General features: G+C 63.9%; 13 protein-coding genes and 1 pseudogene. All 14 read right to left on the reverse strand.

Annotated elements, in window-relative coordinates; all coding sequences use genetic code 11:
- Position 1: 1 nt before the first annotated feature.
- On the reverse strand, positions 2 to 799 hold the full coding sequence (locus ACOAPY_RS11650) for a DUF4892 domain-containing protein (RefSeq protein WP_465153375.1): 798 nt from the start codon (positions 797 to 799) through the stop codon (positions 2 to 4).
- An 8-nt stretch (positions 800 to 807) separates the two neighbouring features.
- Positions 808 to 1,461 carry a glutathione S-transferase family protein gene (locus tag ACOAPY_RS11655; protein ID WP_465153376.1) on the reverse strand — a complete coding sequence of 218 codons (654 nt, stop codon included), beginning with the start codon at positions 1,459 to 1,461 and terminating at the stop codon, positions 808 to 810.
- Positions 1,462 to 1,510: 49 nt separating this feature from the next.
- Complete coding sequence (locus tag ACOAPY_RS11660) at positions 1,511 to 2,374, reverse strand: alpha/beta hydrolase (RefSeq protein ID WP_465153377.1); 864 nt, start codon at positions 2,372 to 2,374, stop codon at positions 1,511 to 1,513.
- Positions 2,371 to 3,189 (reverse strand): alpha/beta fold hydrolase, encoded by an 819-nt coding sequence (locus ACOAPY_RS11665; RefSeq protein WP_061904351.1) that lies wholly within the window; start codon positions 3,187 to 3,189, stop codon positions 2,371 to 2,373. The genes ACOAPY_RS11660 and ACOAPY_RS11665 overlap by 4 nt, the downstream gene beginning before the upstream one ends.
- Before the next feature lie 156 nt (positions 3,190 to 3,345).
- Positions 3,346 to 4,659 (reverse strand): branched-chain amino acid transport system II carrier protein, encoded by a 1,314-nt coding sequence (gene brnQ, locus ACOAPY_RS11670; protein WP_465153378.1) that lies wholly within the window; start codon positions 4,657 to 4,659, stop codon positions 3,346 to 3,348.
- A 241-nt stretch (positions 4,660 to 4,900) separates the two neighbouring features.
- A complete protein-coding gene (locus ACOAPY_RS11675) occupies positions 4,901 to 5,614 on the reverse strand; it encodes a methyl-accepting chemotaxis protein (RefSeq protein ID WP_465156784.1) in 714 nt (237 codons plus the stop codon).
- A gap of 141 nt (positions 5,615 to 5,755) precedes the next feature.
- Positions 5,756 to 6,862 (reverse strand): annotated as a pseudogene (locus tag ACOAPY_RS11680) (HAMP domain-containing protein); the annotation flags it as partial.
- Positions 6,863 to 6,994: 132 nt separating this feature from the next.
- Complete coding sequence (sucD, locus tag ACOAPY_RS11685) at positions 6,995 to 7,882, reverse strand: succinate--CoA ligase subunit alpha (protein ID WP_021699802.1); 888 nt, start codon at positions 7,880 to 7,882, stop codon at positions 6,995 to 6,997.
- A complete protein-coding gene (sucC, locus tag ACOAPY_RS11690; RefSeq protein WP_021699801.1) occupies positions 7,882 to 9,048 on the reverse strand; it encodes an ADP-forming succinate--CoA ligase subunit beta in 1,167 nt (388 codons plus the stop codon). Before sucC ends, sucD begins: the two co-directional genes overlap by 1 nt.
- Before the next feature lie 189 nt (positions 9,049 to 9,237).
- A complete protein-coding gene (gene lpdA, locus ACOAPY_RS11695) occupies positions 9,238 to 10,674 on the reverse strand; it encodes a dihydrolipoyl dehydrogenase (protein WP_465153379.1) in 1,437 nt (478 codons plus the stop codon).
- Positions 10,675 to 10,742: 68 nt separating this feature from the next.
- Positions 10,743 to 11,966: a 2-oxoglutarate dehydrogenase complex dihydrolipoyllysine-residue succinyltransferase gene (odhB, locus tag ACOAPY_RS11700; RefSeq protein WP_280052694.1), complete on the reverse strand. Its 1,224-nt coding sequence runs from the start codon at positions 11,964 to 11,966 to the stop codon at positions 10,743 to 10,745.
- Positions 11,967 to 12,037: 71 nt separating this feature from the next.
- Positions 12,038 to 14,869 (reverse strand): 2-oxoglutarate dehydrogenase E1 component, encoded by a 2,832-nt coding sequence (locus ACOAPY_RS11705; protein WP_465153380.1) that lies wholly within the window; start codon positions 14,867 to 14,869, stop codon positions 12,038 to 12,040.
- A gap of 243 nt (positions 14,870 to 15,112) precedes the next feature.
- Entirely contained in the window at positions 15,113 to 15,832 is a 720-nt protein-coding gene (locus ACOAPY_RS11710; RefSeq protein ID WP_021699797.1) for a succinate dehydrogenase iron-sulfur subunit, read from the reverse strand.
- 11 nt (positions 15,833 to 15,843) lie between these two features.
- Positions 15,844 to 17,616: a succinate dehydrogenase flavoprotein subunit gene (sdhA, locus tag ACOAPY_RS11715; RefSeq protein WP_465153381.1), complete on the reverse strand. Its 1,773-nt coding sequence runs from the start codon at positions 17,614 to 17,616 to the stop codon at positions 15,844 to 15,846.

The raw sequence follows: 17,616 nt of genomic DNA on the forward strand, positions 1-17,616 counted from the left end.
CTCAGCGCAGTGGCTGCAAAGTCAGGCCCTTGCCTTCGCTGCCCTGCAGCTGCAGGCGCGTGGCTGCCACGCCCTGTTGCTGCAAAGCCGTGCGCCAGGCATCGGCATGGATTCCGGAAAGCCCCAGGCGCAGCGTGCTGTCGAGCCGCAGCGTCTGCGCCAGCAAGGCACTCCAATCATCGTTCGGAACATCGACAAGCGCCAGCTGCAGTTGGCCGTCACGGCGCAACTGACGCAGCAGGGTGCCAGCGGTCGGCAGCAGCGTCGGCAACGGCGCGCCCGCATCCAGCTGCTCCACATGCAGGTAGCCACGACGATTGCCACGGACGATGCCGTACAGCGCCACCAGGCTGTCCTGCGGCTCGGCCAGGCGCAGCAGCAGGTAGCTCTGCTGCTCCTCCGGGCCATAGAGCTTGGCGCTGCCGAAGATCTGGTTGGCCCACAGGCTGCTGGAACCGCAGTCGCGCCCCTCGCACCAGAACAACAGCTGCGCGCCCTGCTCCTGCAAATGCTGACGAGCAATCTGCAGGGCCTCGCGCGGCCCGTGCTCTTCCGGCAACTGATAGGTCAGTGCACGCAGACGACCCTCGACGAGAACTTCACGGGCCACCAGCTGGCCGCTGATGCGGCGCAGCGAATCCTGCGGGTAGCGGCGTTCGGCCGCGGGGGTGTCGCGGTAGTCGACGATCACAGAGCGCGCCAGACGCGGCAGTGCCTCCAGATCCTGGCTACCTGCCGGTTCAGCCGCCAGCAGGGGCGCACAGACCAGGCTCAGACAAAAGAGAAGATGGTGACGCATGCGCCTCCTTAGCGTGTCAGCATGCCTTGCGCGGTTTTCACCAGCTTGGCGTCATCCTGGGCCCTGACCGGTACCCGAAGCCCACGTTGCACGGCCGGGCGCACGGCAATGGCATCCATCCAGCGCTGCAGGTGCTCCAGGCCGTCGATGGCCACGCCAGCCCAGTCGTGGATACGCACCCAGGGAAAGGTGGCGATATCGGCGATGCCGTAGTCGCCGGCCAGGTACTCGGACTCACCCAGGCGCCGATCGATCACCTCATACAGGCGCCGAGTCTCGTGCTGGTAGCGGTCGATGGCGCCCTGCAGCTTCTCCGGAAAGTAGCGGAAGAACACATTGGCCTGTCCCTGCATCGGCCCCACCCCACCCATCTGGAACATCAGCCACTGGACGGCCAGCGAGCGCCCCTTGGGATCGCTGGGCAGCAACTGGCCGGTCTTCTCCGCCAGGTAGAGCAGGATGGCCCCCGACTCGAACACGGCAAAACCGTCATCGACGATGGCCGGGATGCGCCCGTTGGGGTTGATGCGCAGGAACTCCGGGGCTTTCTGTTCTTGCCGGTCGAAGGACAGCGCATGCACCTCATAGGGCAGCCCGAGTTCTTCGAGGGCGATGGATATCTTGTGGCCGTTGGGCGTGGCGGCGGTGTACAGCTCGATCATGGCAACCTCCGAAGCGATGCGCACAGCCTCGGCAGTTGCCAGGGCCGCGTCAAGCGCGACGGAAGAATGGATTGAAACAGTCTGCAACCTGCTGCGCGCCGGCCTCGTCGTTGAGATGCAGGTGGTGTCCGCCGGGCAGGATATGGGTCGCGAAGCTCGTCTGCTCGATCAGGCTCCTGAGGCGTGGATCGACACTCATCTGCCCGCCTTCGGCAAGGATCAGGCTGACCGGGCACTGCACGGCACGGACGAACTGCTCGACATGGGCGAAGGTCAGACGCATCACCGAGGGCAGGGTCAGACGGATATCGGTGCGCCAGGTGTAGCCCCCCGGCACCGGCTCCAGGCCACGCTGGGCCAGCAGCTCGGCAGCCTCGCGGCTGACCGCGACCACGCCGCGCATGCGCGCCTGCACGGCCGTATCGAGGTCCGGATAGACCGGTTTCTGCTTGTCGCGCACCGCCAGGCGCGCGCGCAGCGCCTCACCCAGGCGCTTGGGTGCGCTGTCGGCCTCGGCCGTATAGGGCACCAGGCCATCGATCAGCGCCAGGCGTTCGATCCGCTCGGGCACAGCGGCTGCCAACAGGGTGGAGATAATGCCACCGAGGGAATGACCGAGCAGGGAAAAGCGCTGCCAACCAAGCTGTTCGGCCACCAGCAGCACGTCCTCCAGGTACTCCCACATGCTGTAGCTGGAGTTGCTGGCGTAGTGCCCGGAATGACCGTGGCCAGGGAAATCCAGGGCGACAATGCGCAGCCCTTCCAGCTTCGGCGCCAAGCGGGCGAAGGTCATGGCGTTGTCCAGCCAGCCATGCAGGGCAATGACCGGCATGCCATTTTCCGGGCCGAACAGATGTGCCGCCAGTTCCACGTGCGGCAGGCTGAAACGGGTTTCTTCCACCTTGAGCGTCATGCCGAGTGCTCCTTGCCCTGCCCCTGCCAGCGCCCGAATAGCTCGCGCAGCAGGTGGGCCGTATCCTGCGGACGCTCCAGCGGGAACATGTGGCCACCGGGCAGGCTCAGATACTCACCCTTGGGCACGCGGCTGACCTGCCGTGCATGATGCGGTAGCACCACTTTGCTATGCCGGCCACGCACCACGGCAAGTGGTACGGCCAGCTGCTGCGGCCGGCCCGGCACGGTATGCGGCACACTGCGGTAGATACTGATCTCGGTGGCCGGATCGAAGCGCAGGCGCAGGCGCCTCTCCTGCCCCTGGCCCTCCTCGCGCAGACCGTGGCGCACGTAGGCGTCCAGGCAGTCGGGGTCGAAGCGGCTGAACAGCGTCTTGCCGGCGAAATAGTCCCGCGCCTCGCGGACGTCACCGAATGCCTCACGACGCCCGACAGTTCGGCCCGCCGGAGTGATCCGATCGATGAAGCCGAAACGCTTGGCGGCGCGAATCACCAAGCGATCGACACCGGTCAGCAGCGGCGAGTCGAGCATCACCACGCCGCGATAAAGCTCGGGGCGACGCAGCGCCGCGTGGTAATGCAGTACACCACCGAGCGAATGGCCGACACCCCAGACCGGCTCGCTGCCCTGCTCCACGTGCAGGATCAGTTCGTCCACCAGGTTGTTCCAGTTATCGTCCACCGGGAAGCGCGGGTCATGACCGTGCTGTTCCAGGTGCCGTACCCGGTAATCCGGCTCCAGCGCGCTGAACAACTTGCCGTAGGTGGCCGAGGGGAAGCCATTGGCATGGGCGAAGAAAATGGTTTGCGACATGGCGAGCGGACTGCTGAAAGATTCCCGCAGATTGTCCGGCACGTCAGGTTGGGCGGCAATCGGCAGAAGGTGCCAGATGTGCCAAAGAACAGGTGCAGCGCGCCAAAAGGCGCGTTGCAGAGGCCCCGGGGCCGCCTTGCACGGCCCCGGACCGGATCACGCGGCCTGAATCGCCGGCGCGCCGCGCAGGCGGTCGAAAACCACCGCGACCAGCAGGGTCAGCGCCACCGGCAGCAGCCAGCCAAGGCCTTCGGCAGCCAGCGGCAGGTGGGCAAACACGCCCGGCACCAGGCCCTTGAAACCGGCGGCATTGAACGCATCGACCAGGCCGAATACCAGCGTCACCGCCATCACCGGCACGAACACGCGCGGCGACGAGCGCCAGAACCCGTCCAGCAGGCTCAGCGCGACCAGCACGATGGCCAGCGGATAGAGACCGACCAGCACCGGCACCGACACGCTGATCAGTTGGGTCAGACCCTGGTTGGCCACCAGCAGGCTGAACACGCCGAAAGTCAGCACCACGGCGCGATAGGACACTGGCAGCAGCTTGCTGAAGTACTCGCCACAGGCGGTCAGCAGCCCCACCGCCGTGGTCAGGCAGGCCAGGGTGATGACCACCGCCAGCAGCAGGCTGCCGTAGATGCCGAAGGTGTGCTCGACATAGGTCGTAAGGATCTGCACGCCGTTCTGCGCATCACCGGCGATGCCCTGGCTGGTGGCACCGAGGTAGAACAGCGCCAGGTAGACCAGCGACAGGCCAATCGCAGCGATGACGCCGGCGATCACCGAATAGCGGGTAATCAGTGCACTGTCACGTACGCCACGGTCCTTGATCGCGGTGGCGATGACGATGCCGAATACCAGCGCGCCCAGGGTATCCATGGTCAGGTAACCCTGCAGGAAACCCTGTACGAAAGGCATTGCCTCATAGGCTTCGGCGCTCTGGCCGATTTCGCCGGCGGGAGCCAGCAGGGCTGCGCCACCGAGCACCAGCAGAGCAGCCAGCAGCACCGGGGTGATGAACTTGCCGATGCTGTCGACCAGCTTGCCCGGATTCAGGGCGAGGAACAGCACGGCGGCAAAGTAGGTCAGCGTATACAGGCCCAGCGCCAGCGGCTCGTTGCCGACAAAGGGCGCCACGCCCATTTCGAAGGACACCACGGCGGTACGCGGGGTGGCGAACAGCGGGCCGATGGCCAGGTAAACGGCCACCGCCAGCAGCGTGCCGGCACGCCGACCAAGCGGAGCGGTCAGTTCCGGCATGCCGCCACCGACACGAGCGAGGGCCACCACCGTGAGCAGCGGCAGGCCGACACCGGTGATCAGGAAACCGAACGCGGCGGACCAGACATTGGCTCCGGCGGCCATGCCGGCGCTGGGCGGAAAGATGATGTTGCCGGCGCCCAGGAACAGGGCAAAGGTCATGAAGCCAAGGGCCAGGAGGTCGAGGCTATTCAAGCGATTCATACAGAGCGTTACCACAGGCAGAAATTCGGAAATCCAGGGGCTCGCCTTGAGGTTCGGTGAGCGTCATCTCTCCGGATGGGATGAGACCGCTAAGCGGCGACCACACCTTGTGAGTGGCGGTCGCCGGGGCGCGGCCACCTTAATGGATAGCCTCCAGCAGAGCGACCGGAGCTGGTCGGCTGGTCGGGCAGGGGCAAGTGGATGTCGCAAATCTGTAAGCAAGCTGACTGAATGAACAACTTCAGATGCGGAACTGTGCAATCAACCGGTGCAGCTGATCTTCCATCTGCTTGATACGACTGGCCGCCGTGCGTGTTTGCTCGACGGTGGCGAAGGTATGCGCGTTGATGTCGCTGGCCCTGGCGGCGCCCTCTCCGACTGTTCCCGCGACGTGCGCCTGCTCCACGGCGGCATGTGTGATGTGCTGGATGGTCTGATCGATGGCGGCCACTGCAGTGGCGATCTCGATCAGGGCTGCGCTCGCCTGCTCGGCCCGTTGCCCGGCATCGCGCACTGCATGCTGACTCTCTCCCATCGTGTCACTGGCCGCGCGAGTGCGTTGCTGCAGGGTCTGGATGATTTCCTGGATCTCCTGGGTGGACTGCTGGGTGCGCTGGGCCAGTGAGCGTACTTCGTCCGCCACCACCGCGAAACCGCGTCCCTGCTCGCCGGCACGGGCTGCCTCGATAGCAGCATTAAGCGCCAGCAAGTTGGTCTGTTCGGCAATCGCGCGGATCACCTCGAGTACCGAACCGATCCGCTCACTGTCGGCGCGCAACGATTCGACCTCACCAGACAGTCGGGAAAACTGCCCAGCCAGCTGCTGCATGCTATTGAGGTTACCCTCGACTCGGCTGCGACCTTGCTCGGCGGTGCTCAGAGCCTGCCCAGACAGTTCGGCGGCCTGCTCTGCACGACGCGCCATGTCCTGGGCACTGGCCGCCATCTGCGCCATGGCCGAGGCGGTATGCTGGCTCTCGTCGCGTTGTTGCTCGACATCTCGGTGGGCTGAATCGGCCGAGGCCTGCAACTGATCCGCTTCACGCTCCAGGGTGGCTGATGCGCTGGTTACCTCGGCGACGGTCTGGCGGATCTTCTCGACGAAGGTATTGAAGCTCAGCGCCAACGCGCCGAGGTCATCTCGCCCCTGGATGGGTAAACGGCGAGTCAGGTCGCCTTCTCCCTCAGCGATATCTCTGAGCATCAGGTTGATCCGACCGATGGTGCCGACCAGCGCGCGACCAACACCATATGCCAGTGCCCCGCCGAACAGCAGGGCGACCAGCACCAACCCCCACTGCACCCGATTGACTTGCGCGGCCGTATCATCCACCGCCTGCCCCGCCTCGCTCATGGCCCGCATGATGCTGGCCTGGAGATCGGCCGCACGCTGGGCGATCTGCGGCTCCAGCGCGTCCATTTTCTGCAAGGTGGCGTTTCGTGCACGCACCAGCTCAGCGGCCCTCTCCGCTGCGGCCTTGTACTTTTCCAAGCTCTGCAGTGCCCCGCTGAGCTTGTCCTGGGTACTCTGGCTGCTGGTCCGCTGCAGCAACGCACTCATGCTGCTCTGGGCGAAGCTCAGCTCACGCGCATAGGCCTTGGCCTGTTCCTCCTGGTTCTCCTGCAGGAACTGATAGAAGTACTGGCTACCGAGCAGCAGATGGCGCATCGCCGCACTGGAGTAGAACACCGCATCCAGGTTGAAATCCTGCTGGGCATTCTCCAGCACCGAAGTCAGGGCCTTCTCGATCGCCGGGCCATGCAGCCCCAACTCCCCTGCCACCAGTGCCTGACGCTGCTGGCTCAGTGGCACCAACTGCGTACGGAACAGCTCGCTGTACTCCCGGCGCAGGCCCTCGATATCTGCCAGAAGCTGCTGATGTTGTGGCTCCTGCAGGCGCGACGCCGTCGCTTGCTGCAGGCCTTGCAGGCGCTGCTCAAGCTCAGTCACCTGTTGCGCAACCGCCGCGTCACCACTGCGGGCATACAACTGCACCGCGAGTTGCAGACGAGCCGTGGCGTCCGCCAACTGTGCCAGTTGCTCAAGGCTGGGCCCGAGATCCTGCGTCACCGCCTGCACGCTCTGCGACACGCTGCGCAGGGATAGGCTGGAGACCACGCCGACAACGACCAGCAACGTGCACAACACGGCTGGCGCAATGGCGATCTTGTGAGCAATGCGCAAATCGGCAAACCACTGCATGCGCGAGCACCCTCTGTGGCGGCGAGATGATGTTCAAGCCATAGGCAGCGTATCGACCATTCGCTTGAGACACTTGAAGTCTAGAAAAGAAAAAGGCCGCCCGGAGGCGGCCTTTTCGCAATCAAGTCAGCCTCAGGCCTTCTTGACTTCCCAACCGGTCAGCTCGGCCAGGGCCTTGCCGATGTCGGCCAGGGAACGCACGGTTTTCACACCGGCGTCCTGCAGAGCGGCGAACTTCTCGTCCGCAGTACCCTTGCCACCGGAGATGATGGCACCGGCGTGGCCCATGCGCTTGCCGGGCGGCGCAGTCACACCAGCGATGTAGGACACCACCGGCTTGGTCACGTTGGCCTTGATGTAGGCCGCGGCTTCTTCTTCAGCGCTGCCGCCGATCTCACCGATCATGACGATCGCTTCGGTCTTCGGGTCTTCCTGGAACAGCTTCAGGATGTCGATGAAGTTGGAGCCCGGGATCGGGTCGCCACCGATGCCCACGCAGGTGGACTGGCCGAAGCCGGCGTCGGTGGTCTGCTTCACGGCTTCATAGGTCAGGGTGCCGGAACGCGACACGATGCCTACCTTGCCCGGCAGGTGGATGTGACCCGGCATGATGCCGATCTTGCACTCGCCGGGAGTGATCACGCCCGGGCAGTTCGGGCCGATCAGGCGTACGCCCAGCTCGTCGCACTTGACCTTGGCGTCCAGCATGTCGAGGGTCGGGATGCCTTCGGTGATGCACACGATCAGCTTGATGCCGCCGTTGGCAGCTTCCAGGATCGAGTCCTTGCAGAACGGAGCCGGAACGTAGATCACGGACGCATCGGCGCCAGTGGCTTCGACAGCTTCCTTGACGGTGTTGAACACCGGCAGGCCCAGGTGGGTGGTGCCACCCTTGCCCGGAGTCACGCCGCCAACCATCTTGGTGCCGTAGGCGATGGCTTGTTCGCTGTGGAAAGTACCCTGCGAGCCGGTGAAGCCCTGGCAGATGACTTTGGTGTCTTTATTGATCAGGACGCTCATTACTTGCCCTCCGCGGCTTTGACGACCTGCTGGGCAGCGTCGGTGAGGCTGGTAGCCGCGATGATGTTCAGACCGCTGTCGGCCAGGACCTTGGCGCCCAGCTCGGCATTGTTACCTTCCAGACGGACCACGACCGGTACTTTCACGCCGACTTCTTTCACGGCGCCGATGATGCCTTCGGCGATCATGTCGCAGCGCACGATGCCGCCGAAGATGTTCACCAGTACGGCAGCGACGTTGCTGTCGGACAGGATGATCTTGAAGGCTTCGGTTACGCGCTCTTTGGTCGCGCCGCCGCCGACGTCGAGGAAGTTGGCCGGCTTGCCGCCGTGCAGGTTGACGATGTCCATGGTACCCATGGCCAGACCGGCACCGTTGACCATGCAACCGATGTTGCCTTCCAGCGCAACGTAGTTCAGCTCCCACTTCTGCGCATGGGCTTCACGCGCATCGTCCTGGGACGGGTCGTGCATGGCGCGCAGCTTGGGCTGACGGTACATGGCGTTGGAGTCGATGTTGATCTTGGCGTCCAGGCAGTGCAGGTTGCCGTCCTTCTTGATCACCAGCGGGTTCACCTCCAGCAGCGCCAGGTCGTAGTCCTGGAACAGCTTGGCCAGGCCCACGAAGATGTGGGTGAACTGCTTGATCTGGTCGCCCTGCAGGCCCAGCTGGAAGGCCAGCTCGCGGCCCTGGTAAGGCTGTGCGCCAACCAGCGGATCGATGGTGGCCTTGAGGATCTTCTCGGGAGTCTCGTGGGCAACTTTCTCGATGTCCACGCCACCTTCGGTGGAGGCCATGAACACGATACGGCGGCTGGAACGGTCGACGACGGCGCCGAGGTACAGCTCCTTGTCGATGTCGGTGCAGGACTCAACCAGAATCTTGCTGACCGGCTGGCCATTGGCGTCTGTCTGGTAGGTCACCAGACGCTTGCCCAGCCACTGGGCGGCGAACGCCTTGGCGTCTTCCTTGTTCTTGACCAGCTTGACGCCGCCCGCTTTACCGCGGCCACCGGCGTGCACCTGGGCTTTGACAACCCACTCGCTGCCACCGATCTTTTCGCAGGCCGCAGCCGCTTCTTCCGGGGTGTCAACGGCATAGCCAGTGGATACCGGCAGGCCGTATTCAGCGAACAGCTGCTTACCCTGATACTCGTGAAGATTCATGCTTATCTACCGTTCTTCGTTTAGGTATTGCGCATTTCGGCGCTGCGCTCATGGCACCGCGCCACCTGTGACTGCACTGGTTAGCAGTCCGACGGGCATTCCTGCGACAGACTCTTGCAAGCCGCCACGGGCCGCCCGCCGTGGTTTTTCCTGATCTGGGCACCTCGGATATCGAGGTGCCCACACGCATCAGCGCTTCTTGCGATTGGCGATGTGGATGGCGTGGCCATTCACCGCCAGAGCCGCTTCGTGCAGCGCTTCGGACAGCGTCGGGTGCGAGAACACCATCATGCCCAGGTCTTCGGCACTGGTGCCGAACTCCATACCGATGGCGCCCTGCTGGACCAGCTCGGCGGCGCTCGGGCCGATTACGTGCACGCCCAGCACGCGGTCGGTCTTGGCATCGGCGATGACCTTCACCAGACCGGCGGTGTCGTTGGCGGCCATGGCGCGGCCGCTGGCAGCGAACGGGAAGGTACCGACGTTGATCTCGACGCCTTCGGCCTTGAGCTGTTGCTCGGTCTTGCCGACCCAGGCGATTTCCGGGTGGGTGTAGATCACCGACGGGACCAGGTCGTAGTTCATCTGCGCCTTGTGGCCCTTGATGCGCTCTGCAACCATCACGCCCTCTTCCGAGGCCTTGTGCGCCAGCATCGCGCCTCGCACCACGTCACCGATGGCGTAGACGCCCGGCACGCTGGTTTCGCACTGGTCGTTGACGAAGATGAAGCCACGCTCGTCCAGGGTCACGCCGCTGTCGGCGGCCAGCAGATTGGTGGTTACCGGGCGACGGCCGACGGCGACGATCAGCTTGTCGAAGGTCAGCTTCTGCTCGCCGGTGGCGTCGGTGAAGGTCACAGTCACCTGCTTCTTCTTCACTTCGCTGCCGGTTACGCGGGCGCCCAGGCGGATGTCCAGACCCTGCTTGCTGAAGATCTTCAGGGCTTCCTTGGAGATTTGCTCATCGGCGGCGGCGAGGAACTTGTCCATGGCCTCCAGCACGGTCACTTCGGCACCCAGACGGGCCCACACCGAACCCAGCTCAAGACCGATCACGCCAGCGCCGATCACGCCCAGCTTCTTCGGTACGGCCTGGAATTCCAGCGCGCCGGTGGAATCGACGATGACGTCCTGGTCGACCGGAGCCGGCGGAATATCCACCGGGCGCGAGCCGGAAGCGAGAATCACGTTCTCGACCTCGACCACCTGGACGGAGCCGTCCAGACCGGTGACTTCAACCTTCTTGCCGGCCAGGAGCTTACCGTGGCCTTCCAGCAGGGTGACGCCATTGGACTTGAACAGCCCGGCAACGCCGCCAGTCAGGTTCTTGATGATGGTGTTCTTGCGCGCGACCATCTGCGGTACGTCGATGGTGACGCCCTTGGCCTCGATGCCATGGACTTTGAAGCCTTCGTGGGCCTCGTGGTACTTGTAGGAGCTGTCCAGCAGCGCCTTCGACGGAATGCAGCCGACGTTCAGGCAGGTGCCGCCCAGGGCGACCTTGCCGTCCTTGTCCTGGTACTTCTCGATGCAGGCGGTCTTCAGGCCGAGTTGCGCGGCCTTGATGGCGGCCACGTAGCCCCCTGGGCCCGCGCCAATCACTACCACGTCGAATTTCTGGGTCATAACTCATTCCTTCTCGAATAAAACCGGGCGGTTCCTTGTGAGAACCGCCTTATTGCGCAGCTCCGGGATCAGATGTCCAGCAGCAGGCGAGCCGGGTCTTCCAGCAGGTTCTTGATGGTGACGAGGAAGCTCACCGCTTCCTTGCCATCGATCAGACGGTGATCGTAGGACAGCGCCAGGTACATCATCGGGCGGATCACGACCTGGCCGTTGATGGCCACTGGACGCTGGATGATGTTGTGCATGCCGAGGATCGCGGCCTGCGGCGGGTTGACGATCGGGGTCGACATCATCGAGCCGAAGGTGCCGCCGTTGGTGATGGTGAAGGTGCCACCGGTCATCTCTTCGATCGACAGCTTGCCGTCACGGGCCTTCTTGCCGAAGGTGGCGATGCCGTTCTCGACTTCGGCCAGGCTCATCAGCTCGGCGTTGCGCAGCACCGGAACCACCAGGCCACGGTCGCTGGACACGGCCACGCCGATGTCTTGGTAGCCGTGGTAGACGATGTCGTTGCCATCGATCGAGGCGTTGACCGCCGGGAAGCGCTTGAGCGCTTCGACCGCGGCCTTGACGAAGAAGGACATGAAGCCCAGGCGCACGCCGTTGTGGGTCTTCTCGAACAGGTCCTTGTACTTCGAACGCAGGGCCATGACTTCATGCATGTCCACTTCGTTGAAGGTGGTCAGCATGGCCATGGTCGACTGGGCTTCGACCAGACGCTCAGCCACCTTGGCACGCAGGCGGGTCATCGGCACGCGCTTCTCGACGCGATCGCCGGCGGCGAACACCGGTGCCTCGGCAGCCGGGGCGGCCGGCTTGGCGGCAGCGGCCGGCGCGGAGTTCTTGGCGGCGACGGCTGCAACGGCGTCTTCCTTGGTGACGCGACCGCCTTTGCCGGTACCGACGATGGCGTTCGGGTCGATACCGCCCTCCTCGGCAATCTTGCGCGCGGCAGGCGACAGGATGGCGTCATCGCTGGCGGCGGCAGCGGCAGCCGGAGCGGCAGCAGCGGCGGCAGGCGCAGCAGCGGCCGGGGCGGCAGCAACAGCAGCGCCGGCGGCACCCAGCTTGCCCAGCAGTTCGCCGGACAGGACGGTATCCCCCTCGTTCTTGACGATTTCGGCGAGAACGCCGTCGGCTTCGGCGAGTACTTCCATCACCACCTTGTCGGTTTCGATGTCGACGATCAGCTCATCGCGCTTGACCGCATCGCCCGGCTTCTTGTGCCAGGTGGCCACGGTGCCGTCGGCGACCGATTCCGGGAAGGTTGGGGCTTTGATCTCGATAGCCATTGTGTGTGTTTCCTTAAATTCGTTTCTTCAGGGGGCGACGACCCATGCCGTCGCCCCGATGCGCGAAGGCGTTAGACAGTAAAGGCGTCGTTCAGCAGTTTTTCCTGCTGTTCGGCGTGCATCGAGGCATAGCCACAGGCCGGTGCCGCCGAGGCGTCGCGACCGGCGTACTGCAGGAACAGCTCCTTCTTGTGCGCCGAGGCAACGCGACGCATGTGGTGCTGACTGCAGTACCAGGCGCCCTGGTTCATCGGCTCTTCCTGACACCAGACGATGTGCTTGAGGTTCTTGTACGGCGCCAGAGCCTCGGCCAGATCGTCTTCGGGGAACGGGTAGAGCTGTTCGATGCGCACGATGGCGATGTCGTCACGCTTCTCGGCACGACGCTTGGCCAGCAGGTCGTAGTACACCTTGCCGCTGCACAGGACGACGCGCTCGACCTTCTTCGCCTCGATCGGATCGATCTCGCCGATAACGGTCTGGAACGAGCCTTCGGCCAGTTCTTCCAGGGTCGAGATGGCCAGCGGGTGGCGCAGCAGCGACTTGGGCGACAGCACCACCAGGGGCTTGCGCAGCGGGCGAATGACCTGGCGACGCAGCAGGTGGTAGATCTGCGCCGGGGTGGTCGGCATGCAGACCTGCATGTTGTGCTCGGCGCACAGCTGCAGGAAGCGCTCCAGGCGCGCGGAGCTGTGCTCCGGGCCCTGACCCTCGTAGCCGTGCGGCAGCAGCATGGTCAGACCGCACAGACGGCCCCACTTGTGCTCACCGCTGGAGATGAACTGGTCAAACACCACCTGGGCGCCGTTGGCGAAGTCGCCGAACTGCGCTTCCCAGATCACCAGCGCGTTCGGCATGGTGGTGGCATAGCCATACTCGAAGGCCAGTACCGCTTCTTCCGAAAGGAAGGAGTCGAACAGCTGGAACTTCGGCTGACCCTCGAACAGGTTCTGCAGCGGCAGGTAGGTGCTGGCATCCTTCTGGTTGTGCAGCGCCGCATGGCGGTGCGAGAAGGTGCCGCGGCCGACGTCCTGACCGGTCATGCGCACCGGATGGCCTTCGAACAGCAGGGTGGCGTAGGCCAGGTTCTCGGCATAGCCCCAGTTGATCGGCATGGCGCCGGCGGTCATCTTGGCGCGGTCTTCCAGCACCTTGGCGACCTGACGCTGCAGCACGAAGCCTTCCGGAATTTCCAGCAGCTTGCCGGCCAGCTCCTGCAGGGTCTTCAGTTCGAAGCGGGTGTCATGGCGAGCGGTCCAGGTGTGGCCCAGGTAGGGGCGCCAGTCGACGAACAGCTCCTTGTTCGGCTCCTTGACCAGGCTCTTGACCACGTGCTGGCCGTTGTCCAGCGCGCTGCGGTAATCCTCAATCTTGGCCTTGACCGCCTCCTCGGCAATACGACCGGCCTGGATCAGGCTATCGGCGTACAGCTCGCGGGTGGTGCGCTGCTTGGCGATCTGCTGGTACATCAGCGGCTGGGTGCCGCTCGGCTCGTCGGCCTCGTTGTGGCCGCGACGACGGTAGCAGACCAGGTCGATGACCACGTCACGCTTGAACTGCATGCGGTAGTCAACGGCCAGTTGGGTGACGAACAGCACGGCTTCCGGGTCGTCGCCATTCACATGGAAGATCGGCGCCTGGATCATCTTCGCCACATCGGTGCAGTACTCGGTGGAGCGCGAGTCCTCGGGACGGCTGGTGGTGAAGCCGACCTGGTTGTTGATCACGATGTGGATGGTGCCGCCGGTCTTGTAGGCACGGGTCTGCGACATCTGGAAGGTTTCCATGACCACGCCCTGACCGGCGAACGCCGCGTCACCGTGGATGGAAATCGGCAGTACCTTGTCGCCGGTGGTGTCCTGGCGACGATCCTGACGGGCACGTACGGACCCCTCGACCACCGGAGAGACGATCTCCAGGTGCGACGGGTTGAACGCCAGCGCCAGGTGCACTTCGCCACCGGGGGTCATAACGTTGGACGAGAAGCCCTGGTGGTACTTCACGTCACCGGAGGACAGACCTTCGACCTGCTTGCCTTCGAACTCGTCGAACAGGTCGCGTGGGTTCTTGCCGAAGGTGTTGACCAGCACGTTCAGACGGCCACGGTGGGCCATGCCGATGACGATTTCCTGGGTACCGTAGGAGCCGCAGCGCTGGATGATCTCGTCCAGCAGCGGGATCAGGCTCTCACCGCCCTCGAGACCGAAGCGCTTGGTGCCCGGGTACTTGGTGCCCAGGTACTTTTCCAGGCCCTCGGCAGCGGTCAGGCGCTCGAGCAGATGCGCCTGCACTTCCGGCGAATAGGCCGGACGGCCACGCACGCTCTCCAGACGCTGCTGGAACCACTTGCGCTGCTCGGAATCGACGATGTGGGTGAACTCGGCGCCGATGGTGCGACAATATGTCTGCTGCAGCGCTTCGTGGATTTCCCTTAGAGTCGCCTCCTCCTTGCCGATGTAAAGCTCACCGGTACGGAAGGTGGTGTCGAGGTCGGCATTGGTCAGGCCATAGTGATGGACTGCCAGATCGGCCGGCGCAGGACGCTGCCACAACCCCAGCGGGTCGAGCGTCGAGGCCTGATGGCCGCGCATGCGGTATGCCTGGATCAGGCGCAGGACTTCCACCTGCTTCTTCTCGTGCTCGCTGCTGACGCTCCCGGCGGAAACCGGTTGAGCGCGGCGCTGGTTCTTCGCCAGCAGCACGAAATGATCGCGGACAGTGGAGTGCGAAACGTCGGTCGCGGCATTGCCATCGGCCGGCAGTTTCTGGAAGTAGGTGCGCCACTCTTCGGGCACAGCGTTGGGATCGTGCAGGTAGAGCTCGTAGAGCTCTTCCACGTAGGCCGCGTTGCCACCGGATAGGTGGGCGCTGTCCCACATGCGCTGCATCACGCTTTCTTGCATGCTTGGTCACCCTCGGTAAGGGGACACCACCGGCGTAGAAGCCGTAGCTGGGCCATTCATAGTCCTAGAGCAGCGACCTGGTAAGCCACTACGGATCCCGCAGATAGTCCGGGTACCAGCCCGGATGCCCCTGCTGGTCGTCATTTTCTTTCAAATAAGACCCCCGGCTTTGTGAGCTGGGGGTCTGGCTTTACTGCGCCGGCGAATCGTTCCGCCGGCGCAGGTGTTGCGTGAAGCGGTGTATCAGGTACCGCTCTGCAGCAGCATGTTGCGCACGTGACCGATGGCCTTGGTCGGGTTCAGGCCTTTCGGGCAGACGTTGACGCAGTTCATGATGCCGCGGCAGCGGAACACGCTGAACGGGTCGTCCAGGGACGCCAGACGCTCGGCGGTCTTGGTGTCACGGCTGTCGGCCAGGAAGCGATAGGCCTGCAGCAACGCGGCGGGACCGAGGAACTTGTCCGGGTTCCACCAGAAGGACGGGCAGCTGGTCGAGCAGCACGCGCACAGGATGCACTCGTACAGACCGTCCAGCTTCTCGCGCTCTTCCGGGCTCTGCAGACGCTCGATGGCCGGAGCCGGCGTATCGTTCTGCAGGAACGGCTGCACCTTCTCGTACTGCTTGTAGAAGATGCTCATATCGACGACCAGGTCACGAATGACCGGCAGCCCCGGCAGCGGGCGGATCACCAGCTTGTCGCCCTTCACCACGGTGGAGATCGGGGTGATGCAGGCCAGGCCGTTCTTGCCGCTGATGTTCATGCCATCGGAACCGCAAACGCCTTCACGGCAGGAGCGACGGTAGGAGAAACCTTCGTCCTGCTCCTTGATCAGGGCCAGCACGTCAAGAACCATCAGGTCCTTGCCGTCGATCTGCACCTGGAAATCCTGCATGAACGGCGCAGCGTCTTTTTCCGGGTTGTAGCGATAAACGCTGACTTGCAAAGTTTTACCAAGAGACATGGCAGCCACCCTTAATAAGTACGTACTTTGGGTTCAAAAGCAGGAACGGTCTTTGGCGCGAAGTTCACGGCGCGCTTGGAGACACGTTTCTCACCCGGGAAGTACAGCGAGTGGCACAGCCAGTTCTCGTCGTCGCGATCCTCGAAGTCCTCGCGGGCATGGGCACCACGGGACTCGGTACGGGTATCGGCGGCGATGGCAGTGGCCTCGGCCACTTCCAGCAGGTTCTGCAGCTCCAGCGCTTCGATGCGCGCGGTGTTGAAGGCCTGGCTCTTGTCGGCGATCTTGACGTTGGCGATGCGCTCACGCAGATCAGCCAGCTGAGAGATGCCCTTCTTCATGTATTCGCCGGTACGGAATACACCGAAGTAGTTCTGCATGCACTGCTGCAGTTCTTTACGCAGCGGAGCCACGTCTTCACCGCTACTGCGCTCGTTGACGCCGGACAGGCGCTTGAGCGAGGCCTCAATGTCGGTTTCGCTGGCGCTGCGGGTCTCGACGCCTTCCTTCAGCGCCTTTTCCAGGTGCAGGCCGGCGGCACGGCCGAACACCACCAGGTCGAGCAGCGAGTTGCCGCCCAGACGGTTGGCACCGTGCACCGATACGCAAGCGACTTCACCTACGGCGAACAGACCTTCGATGATCTTGTCGTTGCCGTTGGCGTCCTGGGTGATGGCCTGGCCATGAATGTTGGTGGCCACGCCACCCATCATGTAGTGGCAGGTCGGGATCACCGGAACCGGAGCGACAACCGGGTCGACATGAGCGAAGGTCTTCGACAGTTCGCAGATGCCCGGCAGACGGCTGTGCAGTACTTCCTCGCCAAGGTGGTCGAGCTTCAGCAGCACGTGGTCCTTGTCCGGGCCACAGCCGTTACCGGCGATCACTTCCTTGACCATGGAGCGGGCGACCACGTCGCGACCGGCCAGGTCCTTGGCGTTCGGCGCGTAACGCTCCATGAAGCGCTCGCCGTGGGCGTTGATCAGGTAGCCACCTTCACCGCGGCAGCCTTCAGTGACCAGCACACCGGCGCCAGCGATGCCGGTCGGGTGGAATTGCCACATCTCGATGTCCTGCACCGGCACGCCGGCACGCAGGGCCATGCCCACGCCGTCACCGGTGTTGATCAGGGCATTGGTGGTGGAGGCGTAGATACGACCGGCACCGCCAGTGGCCAGAACCACGGCCTTGGAGCGGATGTAGACGGTTTCGCCAGTCTCGATGCAGATGGCGATGATGCCGACGATGGCGCCATCCTGGTTCTTCACCAGGTCAACGGCGTACCACTCGTTGAGGAACGAGGTGCCAGCCTTCAGGTTGGCCTGGTACAGGGTGTGCAGCAGGGCGTGCCCGGTACGGTCGGCCGCAGCACAGGTACGAGCAGCCTGGGTCGGATTGTCCGGGCCCTTGGACTGACCGCCGAACGGACGCTGGTAGATGCGACCCTGCTCGGTACGGGAGAACGGGAGCCCCATGTGCTCGAGCTCGAACACGGCTTCCGGGCCGACAGAGCACATGTATTCGATCGCGTCCTGGTCGCCGATGTAGTCGGAGCCCTTGACGGTGTCGTACATGTGCCAGCGCCAATCGTCGTTCGGATCGGCCGAAGCGATGGCGCAGGTGATGCCGCCTTGAGCGGATACAGTGTGCGAACGGGTCGGGAAGACCTTCGTCACCACGGCAGTCTTGTGACCGCCTTGAGCCAGTTGCAGTGCGGCACGCATGCCTGCACCACCGCCACCGACAATGATGGCGTCATAGGAAAGAGTACGAATGCTAGACAT

Origin of the sequence: Pseudomonas stagnisoli, assembly GCF_048595745.1 — a bacterium.
GTDB classification, from domain to species: domain Bacteria; phylum Pseudomonadota; class Gammaproteobacteria; order Pseudomonadales; family Pseudomonadaceae; genus Aquipseudomonas; species Aquipseudomonas alcaligenes_A.

Bases quoted from the DNA above. Each gene is read 5' to 3' on its own strand.
- ACOAPY_RS11665 (WP_061904351.1), bottom strand. From the start codon at position 3,189: ATGTCGCAAACCATTTTCTTCGCCCATGCCAATGGCTTCCCCTCGGCC.
- odhB (WP_280052694.1), bottom strand. From the start codon at position 11,966: ATGGCTATCGAGATCAAAGCCCCAACCTTCCCGGAATCGGTCGCCGAC.
- brnQ (WP_465153378.1), bottom strand. From the start codon at position 4,659: ATGAATCGCTTGAATAGCCTCGACCTCCTGGCCCTTGGCTTCATGACC.
- ACOAPY_RS11675 (WP_465156784.1), bottom strand. From the start codon at position 5,614: ATGGCGCAGATGGCGGCCAGTGCCCAGGACATGGCGCGTCGTGCAGAG.
- ACOAPY_RS11660 (WP_465153377.1), bottom strand. From the start codon at position 2,374: ATGACGCTCAAGGTGGAAGAAACCCGTTTCAGCCTGCCGCACGTGGAA.
- sucC (WP_021699801.1), bottom strand. From the start codon at position 9,048: ATGAATCTTCACGAGTATCAGGGTAAGCAGCTGTTCGCTGAATACGGC.
- lpdA (WP_465153379.1), bottom strand. From the start codon at position 10,674: ATGACCCAGAAATTCGACGTGGTAGTGATTGGCGCGGGCCCAGGGGGC.
- ACOAPY_RS11705 (WP_465153380.1), bottom strand. From the start codon at position 14,869: ATGCAAGAAAGCGTGATGCAGCGCATGTGGGACAGCGCCCACCTATCC.
- sucD (WP_021699802.1), bottom strand. From the start codon at position 7,882: ATGAGCGTCCTGATCAATAAAGACACCAAAGTCATCTGCCAGGGCTTC.
- ACOAPY_RS11710 (WP_021699797.1), bottom strand. From the start codon at position 15,832: ATGTCTCTTGGTAAAACTTTGCAAGTCAGCGTTTATCGCTACAACCCG.
- ACOAPY_RS11655 (WP_465153376.1), bottom strand. From the start codon at position 1,461: ATGATCGAGCTGTACACCGCCGCCACGCCCAACGGCCACAAGATATCC.
- sdhA (WP_465153381.1), bottom strand. From the start codon at position 17,616: ATGTCTAGCATTCGTACTCTTTCCTATGACGCCATCATTGTCGGTGGC.
- ACOAPY_RS11650 (WP_465153375.1), bottom strand. From the start codon at position 799: ATGCGTCACCATCTTCTCTTTTGTCTGAGCCTGGTCTGTGCGCCCCTG.